Source organism: Paenibacillus aceris (assembly GCF_017874035.1).
GTDB classification, from domain to species: domain Bacteria; phylum Bacillota; class Bacilli; order Paenibacillales; family NBRC-103111; genus Paenibacillus_E; species Paenibacillus_E aceris.
This window is the reverse complement of the sequence record NZ_JAGGKV010000003.1, coordinates 457,599-476,199: the sequence shown is the minus strand read 5'-3', so window position 1 is coordinate 476,199 and position 18,601 is coordinate 457,599. Positions and strand designations below refer to the sequence as shown.

Below are 18,601 nucleotides of genomic sequence, written 5' to 3'. Positions count from 1 at the left end.
CTGCACGGATGTCACCCCCCGTTGCTGGCTACACTAATACAAAATTTCAAATCATGAGAGAGGAGCAGCTTGAATGGACTTTTATCATTCCCCCATCTACCTGTCTATCCTGAACACGGAGTGGTTTATGTGGATTGTCGTTGGCAGTGTGCTGGGTATCAACTTCTTAGCCCCTGTTATCGTTTGGTATCACCTTAAAGGGAAGCAATTCATTCAGAAGTTCAAGGAATTGAGACGGCAATGAGACGTGAGTTTGATCGTTATATTTTTCCAATAATCCTTGTAAATATGATTTTTTTTCAAAAAGATTGTTACAGGAACCTCAGAAGACAGCCGTGAATAGCGAAATGCGCGTATAAGATGTTATTGAATTCTTAATGTTTCAGCCGTGAAGAATGAAGAAGCCATGATCAATGATCAGCTTCTTTTTTATTTTTGATAGATGAAATGAAAGTTGGAAGTTGTAAGCGATTTAAAAAGTATTTGACAAACTTTTAACAGGAGACTATTCTAAGATTACTTAAACGTTTACGTAACTAAAAGATGTTATGCAAAGTAGGTAATTAACGTTATGAATCCCCCGACAATAAAAGATGTGGCCAAGGCAGCTGATGTTTCTGTCGCTACGGTTTCCCGAGTGCTTCATAACCTCGCCGGCTATTCAGATCAGACCAAACATAAGGTCATGCGGGCAGTGGAAGAGCTGGGGTATCAACCTAACGCGATTGCAAGAGGGCTCGTTAATAAGAGGACCCAGACAATTGGTGTTCTGTTCCCGGATGTGTCCAGCAGCTTCTCATCTGATATTCTTCACGGCATTGAGGAAATTGCTCAAGCAAGAGGGTTCAGTGTCATTGTGTGCAATACGGCTGAAGAAGGCAAGCGCACGATGAAATATCTGCAAGTCCTAAGGGAGAAGCAGGTAGATGGAATTGTCTTCACAAGTGAAGTGCTTAAGGATGAATACTTTCAAGCGATCAAGGAAATGCGAGTCCCCGTCATACTTGTTAATACGATGTCTCAGAAACATATGATACCATATGTCAAGGTCGATGATCGGCAAGCAGCCTATCATGCGACGGCCTATCTCATTCAGAAGGGGCACCGTGAGATCGCTATGATCAGCGGTTCGCTTAAGGATCAGATAGCAGGTTATCCACGCTTAGATGGGTATCGTCAAGCTTTGACTGACAATGGAATTGAATACACCGAATCGCGAGTAGCATTTGGTGAATTTGAGCTGGAGAGCAGCAGGAAAGCTATGAAAAAGCTGCTGGCAGAAGCGCCTCCTTTTACAGCAGTGTTCGCAGCAAGCGATGAGATGGCCATAGGTGCAATGAATTATGCCTTTGAACAAGGGCTCAAGATTCCGGAGGATCTTTCGATCATAGGTTACGATGATTTAAAGTTTGCCAGAATGGTCTATCCGCCACTGACTACCATACATCAACCATTGACAATGATGGGACGCATGGCATCGGAAAAATTAATTGCATTAATTGAAGAAAGTGAAACGCAAGTGTCGAGCAGCATTGTCAGCCATCATCTGGTGGAAAGACAAACAGTGCGATCCAAGCCTTGAAAAGGGCTTCTTTTTCAGATTTTTCAGTAAACGTTTAACTAGAATATGTGCTTCTAAGCACTTGGAATATTGGAAATTAAACATGATTTACTTTTTAAGGGTGGTGATGTATAGCAATTTATAGGGACTATTTTTTTTCTGAATAGGTTAAACGTTTACTCACGATGAAGTTCAGACTTACTCATATTTCATTATAAAATGGAGGTTTCCTCGATGAAAAAAACAGTTACAACTATTTTTACAAGTGTCCTTGCACTTTCAGTACTTGCAGGCTGCGGAGGCGGAAAGACGAATAGTGAAGCTGCTTCCAACACGGCAGCTCCTGCTGCGAATGGGGAGAAAGTAAAGCTGGAGTTTTTCCAGAATAAGACGGAAGCTAAAGCTTCTTTTGATGCTCTCGTAAAAAAGTTTAACGATGCGAATCCGAACATCACAGTGACACAAGTGAACCCGCCAGATGCGGAAACCGTTTTGAAAACACGCGTCGCCAAAAAGGACGTGCCTGATATCATTGGTCTTGGAGCAACGGATACGTTCGCTCAACTATCCAAAAGCGGTTTATTTACTGATTTTTCGAACGATTCCCTTACAGCGAATATCCAGCCTTCCTATATAAGCATGTTGAAGAAGCTAACAGGTAGCGAGCAGCTATACGCTATTCCTTTTACAGCTAATGCAAGTGGCGTTATTTACAATAAGACCATGTTTAAAGAGTTGGGGTTAAGCGTTCCCAAAACTTGGGATGAGTTGCTGGCTACCGCGCAAAAGGTCAAAGATGCCGGTAAAACTCCGTTCTATCTGACGATTAAAGACTCTTGGACGGTGATGGTGCCTTTTAACTCCTTATCGACTGACATCGTGGGCATTGATTTCTATGATAAAAGATCTAAAGGCTCCGTTAAGTTTGACAGCCCAGAATTCCGTGAAGTAGCTGACAAACAATTAAAGCTGCTGGATTTTGGTCAAAAGGATATGATGGGCAAGGGCTACAACGATGGTAACACTGCTTTCGCTAAAGGCGAATCCGCGATGTACCTGCAAGGTGTATGGGCCATTCCGGAAATTAAAAAAGCAAATCCAAGCATAGATTTGGGTGTGTTCCCATTCCCTGCTACTAACGACCCGTCTAAGAATAAAGTTATTTCCGGCGTTGATACATTGCTGACTATTTCCAAAAATAGCAAGCATCCTGAAGAAGCTAAGAAGTTTATTGAATTTATGCTGAAAGCTGAGAACGTTCAAACGTACATCGATGAGCAAAAAGCTTTCTCTGCCGTCAAAAACGTGAATCAAACCGATGCAAGCGTACAGGATCTGAATGCTTCGTTCACGAGCGGCGCCATTGAAGACTTCTCCGATCACTACATTCCTGGTGCTGTTAAAGCGGACACCATTATCCAAAGCTACCTGCAGAAAAAAGATGTAAATGCTTATGTGAAACAATTTGATACCGAGTGGGATAAAGTTGCTAGCCGCAAATAAGCGCCGACTGCACATAGAAGAAGAGCGCCGTAAGGCGCTCTCTCCCTATTTATTAAAGGAGGATCATCATGGTTTCAAAAAAAGCGGCGTTTTACAGCATGGCAATACCAGCTTTGCTCCTATTTTTCGCATTTCATACCTTTCCTGCCTTACAAGGCATTTATTACGCATTTACGAATTGGGACGGGTACAGCGAAGGATATGAATTTGTCGGCTTTAAGAATTTTATTAGCCTCTTTCAAGATGACAATGTGATTAACTCGTATTTGTTTACTTTTAAATACGCTATCGTCGTTACCATATTCATTAATGTGATAAGTTTGCTCATTGCATTAGGTTTAAACTCACGTATTAAATTCCGTAATTTCTTCCGGGGTGTTTACTTCCTCCCTAACGTGCTTGGTGTACTTATTGTCAGTTATATTTTCAATTATCTATTTGCCAACGTTGTTCCGACGTGGGGAGAGAAATTAGGAATCGAGTTTCTGTCCACCAACATTCTAGGCAATGAACAATGGGCCTGGATCGGGATCGTTATCGTAGCTGTATGGCAAGGAATTGCGTTTAACACGATTCTTTATCTCTCAGGACTTCAAACGATTCCACAAGATATCTATGAAGCATCCAGTTTGGACGGGGCCGGTAAATGGCAGACGTTTTGGAAAATCACATTTCCGATGATCTCTTCCTTCTTCACGATTAATATGGTACTGGCTATGAAGGGTTCCCTAATGGTATTTGACCAGATCGTCGCATTGACGGGAGGCGGACCTGGTCGCGCTACACAGTCCATTGCCTTCTTGATTTATCAAGGCGGCTTTCAAGGCGGAGAATTTGCCTACCAATCTGCGAATGCCGTCATTTATTTTATCGTGATTGTGGTCATCTCCGTCGTACAGCTTAAATTTTTGCAGAAACGGGAGATGGAAGCATAATGACAAAACACTCCACGAACTGGATCGTCACGAGTTTGATCGCACTGGGATCATTGTTGATTTTGTTCCCTTTATATATGGCGGTTGCTATTGCACTGAAAAATCCGGAGGAGATGGCGAAATCGGTTTTTTCGCTGCCGACGGGATTGCACTTTGAGAACTTTGCGAATGCCATTGAGGCGACCAACTTTTTCTCGGCTTTCGGGAACAGCTTTGTTATCACCGTATGTTCCGTTGGTTTCATCCTTCTGACCAACTCGCTCGTTTCCTATGCGATTGCGCGGAATATGAACAAGAAGTTTTTTAAAGGCTTATATTTTTATTTCATTAGCGCGATGTTCATTCCTTTCCAAATTATTATGCTTCCGATTGTAAAACTGACAACGGATTTGCATATGAACAACATGCCGGGGTTAATTATTCTCTACATTGTGTACGGACTCGCTTTTAACATTTTTGTATATGTCGGTTATATCCGCACCATACCGCTTGAATTGGAAGAAGCCGCTACGGTTGACGGTGCTTCAACTTATGGAACCTTCTGGCGAATTATTTTTCCGCTGCTCGCACCGATTAATGCCACCATCGCCATTTTAAGCTGTTTGTCGACGTGGAATGATTTTATGCTGCCGCTCATTATTTTGGGTAAACCGGAATCGTATACACTTCCTCTTGTGCAGTATGTGTTCCAAGGTCAATTCAGCACGGACTTTAACTTGGCTTTTGCCTCGTATTTGCTCGCGCTTGCCCCGATGGTTATCGTATATCTGATCGCGCAAAAGTGGATTATCAATGGCATTACGCAAGGTGCTGTGAAGTAAAAACATGGAATGACAGAGAAAAATATATAAAAGAGATATGTGATAGGAGTACCAACATGAACAACTTGAATAGAACTTGGTGGAAAGAAAGTGTTGTGTATCAGATTTATCCCCGCAGCTTCCAGGACAGCAACGGCGACGGGATCGGGGATATTCCCGGTATCATTTCCAGGCTGGATTATTTAAAGAAGCTTGGGGTAGATATCATTTGGCTGTCTCCAGTCTATGAATCTCCCAACGATGATAACGGCTATGACATTAGCAACTACCAAAGCATTATGGATGACTTCGGCACGATTGGCGATTGGGAACAATTGCTGGACGGACTGCACAGCCGTGGCATGAAGCTGATTATGGACCTTGTTGTCAACCACAGTTCGGATGAGCATGTATGGTTTGCCGAGTCTCGCAAGTCCAAGGAGAATCCTTATCGGGATTACTACATTTGGAGGGATGGCAAATGCGAGCAGGAGCCTAACAACTGGTCTTCCTTCTTCAGTGGATCGGCCTGGGAGTTAGATGAAACGACGGGTCAGTACTTTCTGCATTTATTCTCCAAGAAACAACCGGACCTGAATTGGGAGAATGAAAAAGTACGCCGTGAGGTGTACGACATGATGACCTGGTGGCTCGATAAAGGAATTGACGGCTTCCGGATGGATGTCATTAACCTCATCAGCAAGGTGCAAGGTTTGCCGGACGCGTCCGGAGATGGAACATACAATTTCGGCGGAGAACACTTCATGAACGGACCGCGAATTCATGAGTTTTTACAGGAAATGAACCGTGAGGTCCTGTCCAAATACGATGTAATGACCGTAGGTGAAACCATTGGCGTGACGCCGGAAGAAGCAGTGAAGTACGTAGGCGAGGATCGGGGCGAGCTGAACATGGTGTTCCAGTTCGAGCTGATGGATATTGACTCCGGTCCTGGTGGAAAGTGGAATGTACAGCCATGGAGTCTTCCTGAGTTTAAGCGTATTATGAGCAAATGGCAGACCGAGATGTTTGGCAAAGGCTGGAATAGCTTGTATTTGAACAATCATGATCAGCCGCGAATGGTTTCACGTTTTGGGAATGATGGCGAGCATCGAAATGAATCTGCCAAAATGCTGGCCACACTGCTTCACACGCTCCAAGGGACGCCATACATCTATCAAGGCGAGGAACTGGGTATGACGAATGTCAAATTCGAATCCATCGATCAATATCAAGATATTGAGACGCTCAATATGTACAAGGAATACCGCGAGGCGGGACATAGCGTTGAGAATATAATGGCTTCCATTTACAGCAAAGGCAGGGATAACGCCCGTACTCCAATGCAATGGGACACTACTTTGCACGGCGGTTTCACAACCGGGACGCCCTGGCTTACTGTAAATCCGAATTATACGAAGATCAATGCCGAAGAGGCACTCAGTGATCCGGATTCTATCTTTCATTACTACCGCCGCTTAATCGAGCTTCGTAAGCAGCATGATGTGATCGTATACGGAAAGTATGATGTACTCTTGGAACAGGATGAGCGCATTTATGCGTATACTCGGACTATGGGAGAGGAGCGCTTGCTGGTTGTTTTAAATTTCTATGAAACGCCTGTAACGTTACAGCTTCCAAATACGGTTGCTTGTACATCGATTAAACAACTGATAGGCAACTATGAAATAAATGAAGGTTTGGATTTGCAGCATCTGGAGCTGCGTCCTTATGAAGCTCAAGTATTCAAGCTGAACTAAACGTTATCCACCCTTTCAAATAAAAACGGCTCAGCCCGCAGTTTCTGCGGCAGAGCCGTTTCTTTGTGTTTATTTCAAATATCTTGGCATAAATGTGACATAAGATGTAATCTTATATCGCTTTATTAATTTTCATTCTTAACTAATGTTTATATGATAAAGTAGATAAGAAACATGATGCTATTTTTGGACTTGGGACAACGGAAATCGCTACACGATGGGGGTACTTAGTTGGACTTGTTCCCGTAGTTGCGGCGACTTCGGACGTTTTGGATGGGAAGTGACTTATTTTGATTCCGGTTCGTTATAAGGCTCGATGTCATGCTATTTTGAACAAATATCTTTCAGGGGAGTCCATTGATTACCGACAGGTGATTTCATTGTTTCTCCCGATTCTCATCGACCAAGCCTTCCTCGTTGGATTAAGCTTGGTAAACACCGCCATGATCAGTTCATCGGGAGTGGCAGCGATCAGCGCAGTAAGTATGGTAGATTCTCTCAATCTCTTCTTGGTTAACGTCTTCGTCGCCTTAGCGACCGGAGGCACGGTGGTGGTGGCACAGTATAAAGGAAGCGGGAACGACAAGATGGTGTCCAAGGCTGCGGCAAGCTCGCTGGCTGCGGTGACTTTGACTGCGTTAATCCTCAGCCTTGTTGTCCTCCTGTTTTATCATCCAATCCTGAAGTTTCTTTTTGGAACGGCGGAGCCGGAAGTATTCTCCCATGCGGGCACTTACTTGGTTGGAAGCGGGTTATCTTACGTTGGTATCGCGTTTAAGGAAGCGGTCAGCGGAGCGCTGAGGGGGATCGGCAGAACAAGGGTGACATTGGTATTGTCCTTGATCATGAACCTCTCATACGTATTGCTGAACGTCGTCTTCGTCCATTTCCTGGACATGGGTGTTCTGGGGTTGAGTGTAGCCGTGAATATTTCCCGTTATTTGGCGGCGGCTTGCGCGTTGTATTACCTGCTCCGTTTGGACACTAGCTTACGAATTCGGCTTAAGGATTTGATGGACTGGAATTTCTCCATGTTCAAGAAAATCATGTTCATCGGGCTGCCGTTCGCCTCGGAGCAGCTTTTCTTTAACGGGGGAAAAATGTTAACCCAAATCTACATCGTCAGCCTAGGTACTTATGCGATTGCGACTAACGCGATTAGTTCCGTATTCGCTATGTTCTTACAAATTCCGGCCATAGCCTTGTCTACAGCACTTGTAACGGTAGTAGGGCAATGCATAGGGAGACGCAATATTCAGGATGCCCGGAAATTTACGCGGTCTTTTCTGTGGCTGGCATCTGGATCTCTTGTGGTTACCGGGCTCATTTTGATCCCGTTCTTCAAGCCTATGGTTAGTCTGTTCCGTCCACCGGCCGAAATTATGAACGATCTGTATCTCATCATGCTGGTCAATCTGTTGGCCCAGATCCCTCTATGGCCGATCAGCTTCCTGCTGCCGGGTGCGCTGCGAGCAGCGGGGGATTCTCGGTTCACCTCCATCGCTTCGATGCTGACCATGTGGTTGTTTCGCGTCGTGCTAGGCTATGTGTTTGGTATCACGTTAGGCTACGGGGTGTTCGGAGTATGGGCTGCGATGCAATTGGAGTGGGGTGTGCGCGGTGCAATCTTCCTATGGCGCTATCGTGGAGATCGGTGGTACAAGCACCGCCTGGTAGAACCTTCGAGCGGGAAGTAAGAATATAACACATAAAGGGTGATGTTATTCAATGAGTTATATGGGAGAAAGAGTGCATATCCGATTTATTCGTGCAAATGATGCAGAAGCTTTGCTTGATCTGATGCAGAACAATCGAGCTCTGTTTGAACAAGTGGTGCCTAAACGAAATGAATCGTTTTATACGCTAGAGCAGCAAGAGAAAATAATCGATCAATGGACAAAGAGCAGAGATGAGGATAAGCGCTACGCATTCGGTATATTTTTGAATGAAACGAATCAATTAATTGGTGAAGTTTCATTTTTTGAAGTCCGACGAGGGGCGCTGCAAAATTGTATTCTGGGCTATTGTCTCGACCAGAAACATAATGGCAAGGGGTACATGACGGAAGCTATTGATCTGATCTTGAATTTTGCTTTTAAGGAAGCTGGTTTACATCGGGTAGAAGCGGGGGTGCTCCCGAGCAATCAGGGTTCGATTAGAGTTTTGGAGAAGGCTGGATTTAAGAAAGAAGGACTTGCGAAGAAATTATTGGAGATAAACGGGAAGCGCGAAGATCATTTGATGTTCGCTATTCTGGACGAAGATTTTTTCTCAGCTAAATGAAGATCGATCTCTTATGGAAAGGAAACAAGCGTCTTTGATCCGACGGACTGAACCGGAGCAGAGACGCTTGTTTTAATCCAATTGTATGCGATTATTGCGGTTTTCCCTAAATAACCCCTTGTGCAATCATGGCGTCGGCAACTTTTGTAAAGCCAGCAATATTGGCGCCTACAACGAGATTGCCCGGATGCCCGTATTCCTCTGCCGCTTGGACGGCGCTTCTGTAAATATTTTTCATAATCGCATGGAGTTTATCGTCCACTTCATGGAATTGCCATGAATATCTCATGCTGTTTTGAGACATTTCTAGCGCCGATACAGCTACTCCGCCTGCATTCGCTGCCTTAGCAGGCCCAAAAAGTACGCCTGCTTGCAGGAATACATCAATAGCTTCCAAGGTAGATGGCATATTTGCGCCTTCCCCTACTGCTAGTACTCCGTTACTGACAAGGAGTCTTGCCGATTCTTCATTGATCTCATTCTGTGTTGCGCTAGGAAGCGCAATGTCGCATGGAATGGACCAAATATCGTTACAACCCTCATGATAAGTTGCAGTTGGATGCTCTTTTACATATTCGCTAATACGCTTTCTTTCAACTTCTTTCAATCGACGGACCGTGTCGAGACAAATTCCCTTTTCATCATAAATATAGCCGTTGGAGTCGCTGCAAGCGACGACCGTAGCGCCTAGCTGCATCGCCTTTTGCATGGAATAAATGGCGACGTTGCCGGAGCCGGAAACGATGACGGTGCTGCCGTCGAAGCTGAGGCCTTTGGATTGCAGCATTTCATTCACGAAGTAAACACAACCATAGCCAGTCGCTTCGGTACGTGCCAAGCTGCCGCCATAGATGATGCCCTTACCTGTCAATACACCAGCCTTGTAAGCGCCGCGAATTCTCTTGTACTGTCCAAACATGTAACCAATTTCACGTGCGCCTACGCCGATGTCTCCTGCAGGAACGTCGGTGTCTTGACCAATGTATTTATAGAGTTCAGTCATGAAGCTTTGGGTAAAACGCATGATCTCATTATCGGATTTTCCTTTAGGGTCGAAATCGGAGCCGCCTTTACCGCCGCCGATTGGCTGGCCTGTAAGGGAGTTTTTGAAAGTTTGTTCGAAGCCGAGAAATTTAATAATGCTTGAGTTAACGGAGGGGTGAAAGCGCAACCCACCTTTGTACGGTCCAATTGCACTGTTAAATTGCACACGAAAACCACGGTTCACATGCGTATTCCCTTGGTCGTCAACCCAAGGCACGCGGAAAGTGATTAAGCGCTCCGGCTCTACGATCCGCTCAAGAATACCGTGCTTCATGTACTTTGGGTGTTTGGCAAGAACGGGAATCAGCGACTCTAGAATCTCCTTCACAGCTTGATGGAACTCATTCTCATAAGGATTTCGCTTGACTACAGTTTCGTATACGCCGTGTACATATTCTCTTGCAACTGTATCATTGTCTACTTGAACTATCACAGTCTCATCCGCCTTCTCAATCTATTATAGTAAAAATGTTTATTATAATAGTTTTACATTATCCTTAGCTATTGAGCAAATAAAATTTACATGTCATGTAAGCTTACTCCATTGGGTCAGTCAAGCGCCCATTGTGTAAGATATAAAATAACATAGATTTCGCTCTATTTGGGCCCCAAGCAGTTGATCCCTTTTTAAATGAAGTCGTGAAACGTGGAATTGCCAAGGAAGCTTATGCCAAAAAGATGTCCCCAAATGCCCAAGGCGTATGTTACAATTGGAACCACGAATCTTGCCGGATGGAGGAACTTATGCCTTCGCGATACTCATCATTTCTGATTAAACTGCTGGTGACGACTTCATTGATCAGTGCAGTGCCGTTGCTTTGTCTAGGTGTATACGCTTTCTTTCAATCGACTTCGACTGTTCAGGCTAAGGTCAACGAAGCGAATGTGTTTATTTTGCAGCAATCTCAAAGCCGGGTTGAGCAGATTCTGAAGGTTATTGATCAAGTCTCGGGCCGCTTCGCAGAGACGCCTTTTGTCGTCAATTCTGTTGGAAAACGGATGGAGATTGAGGATTTTCAGGATATCGAGCTTCTGGTGAAGGGTCTTCTGGGCGTTCAAACCTATGAGTTAGGCGTGAAAACGGCGGAGCTGCACAGTCTTCAGAACAACTGGTATATCAAGGACGGTGGCTTTTACTTCGGCATGGATGTCACGAAAGCGGCAAACGCGCTTGCCAACGTGTACACGTCCCGGTGGCTGCCTGACCAAGATGCCTCTTTTGCAGGCATTAAGCTTGTAAAAACAATTCCGCCTATGGCTGCGGAACCGAAAGGCTATTTATTCGTTCGCATGTCGAATACGGAGCTGGCCAAGCTGTTGACGGGGGGCTTTTCCACAAGGGAAACCATGGTCGTGGATGATAAGATGAAGATTATCATTCACAGCGATCCGGCAAGGATCGGGCAAAGTGTTCTTGCCGAGCCTTGGGCCAAGGATCTGCAGCAAACCGGCAAAACACAAGGGTATTTCAACAGCACCTTGTCAGGGAAGCCATACAGCGTGATTTATAATCAATCCCGCTACAATAACTGGACCTATGTGTCGGTGATCCCGCTGGAGGAAGCGAAGAAGGAATCCGCTGCGATCGGATGGGCCACGCTGACCGCCTGCGTCGTGCTGCTGCTCTTTGCCGCACTGCTTTCTTATTGGGCCTCCAAGCGAATGTATTTCCCGGTACGGAATCTCATGGAATTCACCATGCGCCATAGCAAGCCGCAAAGCGGAGGATCAGCGGTCAAGGACGAATTGCAATGGATTGGCACACAGGTCGCTTCGCTCTATCAGTCCAAGGAGCAGTTGGAGGGCCAAATGAAGATTCAGGCTGCCCAACTCGTGGATTACTTTATGCTGAAGCTGTTTCAAGGCGAGTTGTACCGCAGCGAGATGGAGGAGAAAGCGGAACGCTTCCAACTGCCTGCCTGGAAACGCTACGCCGTTCTGGTTCTGCAGATCGATACGCTCGACCAAACGCGCTACTATTCCGGCGAACAGGATCTGCTCTTGTTTGCAATTAATAATATCGCCTCTGAATTAGTTGGGACGCCGCAGCGCATTCATGCGATGCCCATCGGCAATTATCAGGTCATGCTGGTCGGCAGCGATACGGACAACCGCATGGAACTGCTCACCGAATGGAGCGCTTTGGCCATGTCGGTACAAAGTGCCGTAGATGAATATTTGGGACTAAAAGTCAGCATCGGTATAAGCCGTCCTTATGATCATCTGTTTGCTACGTCCGGGGCATTTCTTGAAGCCAAAGAAGCGTTGCAATACCGGATCCGGCTTGGGGAAAAAGCGATTCTGCATCTCGACGATCTGAAGCCGAAACAAACGTCACAGCACTATTATCCGCACCATTTGGTGTCGGAGCTTACGCAGGCCATCGCGTTTCTCGATAAGGAGAAAGCGGAGGAACTGCTTCACCAGTTTATTCAGGACGTCCTGCGGGTAGAAAGCGATCCCAACGTCTACCGAATGTCCTTTGCCATGCTATTGACGGATCTCGTCCGCATCTTGTATGACATGGGAGATACCGGTGAGCTCTTTTTTCCAGATCAGCGGAATGCGTATGAGCACATGTTCCGACTGAAGACACCGCAGGAAATTGAAGTGTGGTTTAACGCGCAGATGATTCACCCGATGATGGAGCTGACCCGCAAGCGGCACGAATCGTCCGGCAAAAGCATATCCCGCTCGGTTATGGAGCTCATCCATGCCCATTATGACAGCGATTTGACACTGGAGCAGTGCGCGCTTCGGTTGAATTACAGTACTCACTATATTCGAAGGATGTTCCGCAAGGAAGCGGGCATGAATTTTAGCGAATACTTGTCCGGTTACCGCCATGATATGGCGAAAAGCTGGCTGAGCGGAACGGAAATGAAAATTACTGAAATTGCGGAACGATTGCAGTACACGAACGCGCAAAATTTCATCCGCCAGTTTCGCAAACTGGAAGGCATGACGCCAGGCCAGTATAGAGAACAGCGCAGGGAAGCGATAGGCTGACAGCCTCACCCTTCGTACAAAACCACCCATTTGGGTGGTTTTTTTGCGTTCAAATGATTACCCGGAGGGCCGCTAATGATTATAAATGCTTGTATTGCCGGGTAATCGGCTGCCCCACGCAGATGGAGCGCTGCTGATTATTGAATGCAATTTGCAGCTTCGATATGCTAGCGCTGTCAATACAAACGAGGAGGACGAGTCAAACGTGGAACTGACTTCCAGACCGGTAAAAGCGGATACCGCTGCGAGGAGTAAGGCCAGCAAGAGGATCAGCCGTTTGCTTAAAAACAAATGGCTGTATGCAATGGCGCTCCCAGGCATGCTCTACTTTATTATTTTTCGTTATTTTCCCATGTGGGGGCTGCTGATTTCGTTTCAGGATTACCAGCCAGCCTTGGGTATGCTGCACAGCAAATGGGTGGGCTTCAAGCATTTTGAAAGGTTCTTTTTCGATGCATCGTTTGCGATGCTCTTCAAGAATACGATCATTCTCGCTGTGTATAATCTGGTCTTTTTCTTCCCGCTGCCCATCATTCTGGCCTTGCTCCTGAATGAAGTGCGCAGAGAAGTTTTCAAACGCAGCATTCAAACCATTGTCTACATTCCCCACTTCGTATCCTGGGTGGTTGTGGTTGGGATCTCCTACATCTTTTTCACGACGGAAGGAGGCATCGTTAACGATCTGTTCGTTTCTTTGGGCCTGCCGAAAATGGAGTTTCTCATCTCAAGCGAGTGGTTTCGGACGATGATCGTTTCGCAGGTGGTATGGAAGGAAACAGGCTGGGGAACGATTATTTTCCTAGCAGCGCTGGCTGGGGTGGACCCGCAGTTGTATGAAGCAGCAAGAATCGATGGCGCGAACCGTTTTCGTCAATTGTGGCATATTACGCTTCCTGCGATCCGCAGCGTTATTGTTATTTTGTTTATTCTTCGGCTGGGGTCATTCCTGGATACCGGCTTTGAACAGATCTTCTTAATGCTGAACGCCATGAACCGCGAGGTAGGCGAAGTGTTCGATACGTACGTTTACAACGTCGGGATTCAGCAAGGCCAGTTCAGCTACAGTACGGCTGTCGGATTGTTTAAGTCGATCATCGGGCTGGTGCTGGTGGTTGGCGCCAATCGATTGGCCAAAAAATTCGGCGAAAGCGGCCTGTATTAAGGAGGGAATGGTGCGTAATGATCAACAAAAGCATAGGCAGCCGCATCTTTGACGGCTTCAATTATACGTTTCTGGTTTTGTTTGCCCTGGTAACGCTGCTGCCGTTCATCTACATTATTTCGGTTTCATTCGCGGAGCCGGAAGAGGTGCTCAGACGGGGATTCATCTTGTTTCCTACTTCCTTCTCGCTGGAAGGATACCGTTACATTTTTTCAACGCAAACGATTGTGAACAGCTTATTCGTCACGATCGGCATTACGGTGGTCGGTACATTTATTAATCTTTTGTTTACGTCTCTGCTCGCATATCCGCTCTCGAGGCAGGATTTTGAAGGAAGAAAGCTGTTTATGATGATGATCGTGTTCACCATGCTGTTTCACGGGGGGATTCTGCCGACGTTCCTTGTCGTTAAGGCGCTTGGCATGCTGAACAGCTACTGGTCGCTGCTCATTCCCAATGCGATCAGTGCATTTAATCTCATCGTCGTTGTGAGCTTTTTCCGGCAGCTGCCGGAGGGCCTGGAGGAAGCGGCGAAAATTGACGGCTGCAGCGATGTGGGCTTGCTTTTCCGGATCGTTTTGCCGTTATCGGCGCCGGTGCTGGCTACGTTTGCTTTGTTCTATGCCGTGGGGCACTGGAACACCTTTTTCAACGCGATCATGTACATCAACGATTCGAAAATGTGGCCGATTCAAGTATGGCTGAGGCAAATCGTCATTTTATCGCAAGGCGGGATCGGCGATTCGACCCAGTTTGATCAAAATTACATTGCGCCTCCGTCGCAAATTATTAAGATGGCGGTCATTGTCATCTCAACGGTGCCGATTTTGCTAGTCTATCCGTTTCTCCAGAAGCATTTTGCCAAAGGGGTCATGATCGGTTCCGTCAAAGGTTGAACAGGCTCCCGAAAACTATTGTGATTGGGAAGCATTCATATAAAATAAGACTATGGGGAGGCATTGCCACAATGAGAAAACATGCGGGAATGAGAAAAAGCGGCTTGGCTGCGATGGGAATGATGGTAGGCGCTGCTGCGCTGCTTGCCGGTTGCGGTAATGAAGCGAATCCGGCTGCAGGGGGCAACGCGGGTACAAGCAGTACGTCTGCCAGCAAGGAGCCCTTGAAGCTGAGCGTCATGACGCTTATGTACGCGGAGCCGCCGAAAGCGGACAGCGAAGTGCAGAAGCAGATCGAAGCTTACACAAACACGAAATTGGACATTTCCTGGGTTCCCAACTCTTCCTACAAGGAAAAGGTCAATGTCACGATTGCTTCCGGGGAGCTACCGAAGGCGCTGCTTGTGCAGAACAACAAGGATTCCAATATTTTGAGCGCTGTGCGTGCCGGCGTGTTTTGGGAAGTGGGGCCATACCTCAAAGACTATCCGAACCTGTCCAAAATGAATCAATCGGTCTTCGACAACATTAAAGTGGATGGCAAAATTTACGGCTTGTACCGCGCCCGCGACTTGTCAACCTATGGGGTCATTTTCCGCAGCGATTGGTTGAAAAACGTAGGTTTAAGCGAACCGAAAACACTAGATGATTTATATAATGTTTTAAAAGCGTTTACACTTAACGATCCGGATAAAAATGGCAAAGCGGACACAGTCGGGTTGACTGAGGAGAAAACGATGGACGGCTTCGGCGTCGTAGCTTCTATAATGGGCGCTCCGAACGCATGGGAAGTGAAGGACGGCAAATTAAGCCCGGACTTTGTAACGCCGGAGTACTTTGAAGCGATGAAATTTTATAAAAAGCTGTACGATGAGAAGCTCATTAAGCAGGACTTCCCAGTCCTTAATAATCAGCAGAAGAAAGACGATATCAACCAAGGCAAGGCTGGTGCGGTTATCTCGAATATGATTGACGGAGCGGGCTACCAGGCATCTCTTTCCAAATCATTCCCAGGCGCGGATGTGGATGTCGTCTCCCGGCTCAAAGGGCCGAAAGGCGAGAGATTGCCTGGCGGAGTAGGCTATAACAGCGTGTTTATGTTCCCGAAATCAAGCGTTAAGACCGAGGCGGAACTGAAGCAAATTCTTGGCTTCTATGATAAAATATCCGATCAGAAGATGCTGGATTTGCTGGGTTGGGGCATTGAGGGCAAACACTACAAGATGGAAGACGGCAAACCGGTATTTATTGATCAAAAGCTGCAGGACACCGAAGTCGGCTCCAGCTATCTGCAGCTCCAAGTCGCCAAGTATACGGCGAAAACGACAGGTAAAGAAACGCCGCTTATGGAGAAATACGGCAAAATGATCAAGGAGAACGAGACGATCGCGGTCAATAACCCGACGAATCCGCTCGTCTCTGAGACGCAAACGACCAAAGGTAGTGAGCTGAAGCCGATCATTGATGATGCCCGGACGAAATTCATCTTAGGTAAAATCGATGAGGCTGGCTGGAAGCAAGCCATTGAGCAGTGGAGAAAAGCCGGAGGCGACAAAGTCATCGAGGAGTTCAGCGCGCAATATGCGAAGAGCGGGAAGTAAAGTGGCGCAAGGCTGAAAAGGTCCATCCTGCAAGTAGATTTTCTACTTCGGGATGGACCTTTGTTTGTTATTGACACGGGATACAGTCATTCTATTAAATAGAATCATACAAAGTAGAATTGAGGAAAATCCATGAACCGTAAAGCAACGCTTTGGACATTAATTTTAACGCAACTCGTGTACATCCTATTTATACTCTTATGGCTGTTTATCGCCGGAATGTCCGTGATGATGTTCGACACCCCGGATGCGGCTGGTAAAGTAACAACCTGGCTCTTTTTCATCGCAATCCTGCTGTATCCAGTTGGTCTGTTAACCGCGCTCGTCGCGGGTTGGATGATGTTCTCCCGCCGGAGGCACAAGGCAGCGCTCATCTGGAACTGCATACCGCTATTATGGATTCTGCCTTTGGGTGGATTCTTTCTATTTACCAATCTTACTTAATGGTCAAAGATCATTCTGATGTTCAGTTCCATCCTTTGGCGACAGTGGTTTTCTTTTTGCTTTTATGAAAAAATCTGTAAAACAAGCCCATTTCTTTTTTTCGTTTGAGAGTGAGTTTAATACCTTCGATTAGCAGCATTGATCTCAGTTCGTCGCGACGATTCAAAGTATGTAATCTCTTGATAAACAGCTTGTCCATGCGAACATCCCTCCCATTCATCTACTCACATTATAAACGGGATTTGTTAATTTGATTGTCGCTTTGTAGAGGACATTTACAACAGGTTTTGTCGAAAATGGAGCAAACAGCGCTCGATTTCCTCCAAGTTCCTATAGGCAGATGAATAACTGTACAGTATCATCTAACGTAGGGTGATTTCACATGTTTATTTCTCCTATGCTTCTGCAAGATGCCAAAAATAATAGGCCTTATAACAGCAAACATCTTGTGGCAGAACTGAAATTAGATGGTCTTAGATGTATTCTTTCAAATATGGACAAACTCTATGTATATACAAAAGACAACTTGCTGGTTACTCATAAATTTCCTGAGTTGTTTCAGTGTCCACTGCCAGAAGGAACGATACTTGATGGTGAATTAGTTATTTTGGATGATCAAGATAAACCGGATTTCGAAGCGATGTCAGCCAGATTTTTATCGCAGACAGACAAAACACCTGTTATATTTTACGCATTTGATATTTTAAAATACAAGGGAATTGATGTCACCGGACTATCCTTGCTTAAACGTAAGGAACTGCTCGACCAAGCTTTCATCGAAAATGCTAATTACAAAAGAGTGAAGATGCATGAGGGCAAAGCCGTTGATTACTTTGAGCAAATTTGCCAACGCGGGCTTGAGGGCATCGTGCTGAAATCGAAGCAAGAGAATTTCAAGTACGAAGTCAACAAACGCTCCAGGCAGTGGCAAAAGGTGATCAACTGGACGTATGCGGATGTGTACATTTCCGGTTATCGGAAAAACAATTTTGCTTTACTAGCCTCGATTGATTCAGCTAACGGATCCAAGATCCCGGTTGGGGTGATTGAGACAGGGGTAACGGCTATGCATCAAAAGGCGCTGGATGGAGTCAAACGTCGGTTAGTCTTCAAAGAAGACAACCATTTTGCTTATATGGAACCACGGCTTATGGCGAAAATCAAGACAAGGAACTGGACGAAAAACGGGAGGCTTCGTTCGCCGGTTTTTCTGGAATTTGTGATGTGAAAATGAAAACAAAAAAGACTGGATCACCAAGGAGGAAGTGGTGGTACAGTCTTTTTGCTTTGTCTTGCGTTTGCGTGCAACTCAGTCTTCTAGCGTCTGAAGTTGCTGCCGCCGCTCAACTGCTGCTCGGCAATTTGAATCAATCTTCTCGTAATGTTGCCGCCGATTGCACCGGTATCACGAGTAGCCATGTAGCCGTAATATCCGTCTTGAGGAATCTGAATACCTAGCTCCTGCGCGACTTCATATTTCATTTGCTCAAGAGCTGATCTTGCTTGTTGCACAACTAAGGAATTGCTGCTTCTACTGCTAGCCATCTGGATTCACTCCTTTATTTGGTGTATGAGTATTTTGTGGAAATTATGGTTTTTTATT

17 protein-coding genes are annotated in these 18,601 nt (G+C 45.9%); 14 read left to right on the top strand and 3 right to left on the bottom strand.

The features are described 5' to 3' along the window. Positions 1–73 precede the first annotated feature (73 nt). The 8 genes from J2Z65_RS08995 (at position 74) to J2Z65_RS08960 (ending at position 8,842) form a co-directional block, all read left to right on the top strand. Positions 74–244, top strand: coding sequence for a hypothetical protein (locus tag J2Z65_RS08995; RefSeq protein WP_167062520.1), 171 nt, complete (start codon positions 74–76; stop codon positions 242–244). A 327-nt stretch (positions 245–571) separates the two neighbouring features. Further along, a complete protein-coding gene (locus J2Z65_RS08990) occupies positions 572–1,582 on the top strand; it encodes a LacI family DNA-binding transcriptional regulator (RefSeq protein ID WP_167062517.1) in 1,011 nt (336 codons plus the stop codon). A 213-nt stretch (positions 1,583–1,795) separates the two neighbouring features. Next, positions 1,796–3,064 (top strand): ABC transporter substrate-binding protein, encoded by a 1,269-nt coding sequence (locus J2Z65_RS08985; protein ID WP_240159841.1) that lies wholly within the window; start codon positions 1,796–1,798, stop codon positions 3,062–3,064. A gap of 68 nt (positions 3,065–3,132) precedes the next feature. Further along, positions 3,133–3,999, top strand: coding sequence for a carbohydrate ABC transporter permease (locus tag J2Z65_RS08980; RefSeq protein WP_167062511.1), 867 nt, complete (start codon positions 3,133–3,135; stop codon positions 3,997–3,999). Further along, the gene (locus tag J2Z65_RS08975) at positions 3,999–4,820 is read left to right on the top strand and encodes a carbohydrate ABC transporter permease (RefSeq protein ID WP_167062508.1); all 822 of its coding nucleotides are present in this window, start codon (positions 3,999–4,001) and stop codon (positions 4,818–4,820) included. Before J2Z65_RS08980 ends, J2Z65_RS08975 begins: the two co-directional genes overlap by 1 nt. A gap of 56 nt (positions 4,821–4,876) precedes the next feature. After that, entirely contained in the window at positions 4,877–6,559 is a 1,683-nt protein-coding gene (locus J2Z65_RS08970) for a glycoside hydrolase family 13 protein (protein WP_167062505.1), read from the top strand. Positions 6,560–6,849: 290 nt separating this feature from the next. Further along, complete coding sequence (locus tag J2Z65_RS08965; protein WP_193581003.1) at positions 6,850–8,256, top strand: MATE family efflux transporter; 1,407 nt, start codon at positions 6,850–6,852, stop codon at positions 8,254–8,256. 31 nt (positions 8,257–8,287) lie between these two features. Next, entirely contained in the window at positions 8,288–8,842 is a 555-nt protein-coding gene (locus J2Z65_RS08960) for a GNAT family N-acetyltransferase (protein ID WP_167062502.1), read from the top strand. Between the two features lie 106 nt (positions 8,843–8,948). On the opposite strand, the gene gdhA is transcribed toward J2Z65_RS08960, so the two are convergent. Next, positions 8,949–10,319 (bottom strand): NADP-specific glutamate dehydrogenase, encoded by a 1,371-nt coding sequence (gene gdhA, locus J2Z65_RS08955; RefSeq protein WP_167062499.1) that lies wholly within the window; start codon positions 10,317–10,319, stop codon positions 8,949–8,951. A gap of 311 nt (positions 10,320–10,630) precedes the next feature. On the opposite strand from gdhA, the gene J2Z65_RS08950 reads away from it, so the two are divergent. From J2Z65_RS08950 to J2Z65_RS08930, 5 genes are all read left to right on the top strand, one after another. After that, entirely contained in the window at positions 10,631–12,895 is a 2,265-nt protein-coding gene (locus tag J2Z65_RS08950; protein WP_167062496.1) for a helix-turn-helix domain-containing protein, read from the top strand. Positions 12,896–13,199: 304 nt separating this feature from the next. Then, entirely contained in the window at positions 13,200–14,057 is an 858-nt protein-coding gene (locus tag J2Z65_RS08945; protein WP_167062842.1) for an ABC transporter permease, read from the top strand. A gap of 17 nt (positions 14,058–14,074) precedes the next feature. Next, complete coding sequence (locus J2Z65_RS08940; RefSeq protein ID WP_167062493.1) at positions 14,075–14,953, top strand: carbohydrate ABC transporter permease; 879 nt, start codon at positions 14,075–14,077, stop codon at positions 14,951–14,953. Positions 14,954–15,024: 71 nt separating this feature from the next. Beyond that, entirely contained in the window at positions 15,025–16,554 is a 1,530-nt protein-coding gene (locus J2Z65_RS08935) for an extracellular solute-binding protein (protein ID WP_167062489.1), read from the top strand. A gap of 132 nt (positions 16,555–16,686) precedes the next feature. Then, a complete protein-coding gene (locus tag J2Z65_RS08930; protein WP_167062485.1) occupies positions 16,687–16,998 on the top strand; it encodes a hypothetical protein in 312 nt (103 codons plus the stop codon). A 22-nt stretch (positions 16,999–17,020) separates the two neighbouring features. Here J2Z65_RS08930 and J2Z65_RS08925 read toward each other — a convergent pair whose 3' ends face one another. Beyond that, positions 17,021–17,197, bottom strand: a complete 177-nt coding sequence (locus tag J2Z65_RS08925) for a hypothetical protein (protein WP_167062482.1) — start codon at positions 17,195–17,197, stop codon at positions 17,021–17,023. Positions 17,198–17,380: 183 nt separating this feature from the next. Here J2Z65_RS08925 and J2Z65_RS08920 point away from each other — a divergent pair, with 183 nt between their 5' ends. Next, entirely contained in the window at positions 17,381–18,226 is an 846-nt protein-coding gene (locus tag J2Z65_RS08920) for an ATP-dependent DNA ligase (protein WP_240159840.1), read from the top strand. Positions 18,227–18,315: 89 nt separating this feature from the next. On the opposite strand, the gene J2Z65_RS08915 is transcribed toward J2Z65_RS08920, so the two are convergent. Beyond that, positions 18,316–18,543, bottom strand: a complete 228-nt coding sequence (locus J2Z65_RS08915) for an alpha/beta-type small acid-soluble spore protein (RefSeq protein WP_167062479.1) — start codon at positions 18,541–18,543, stop codon at positions 18,316–18,318. Positions 18,544–18,601: the final 58 nt, after the last annotated feature.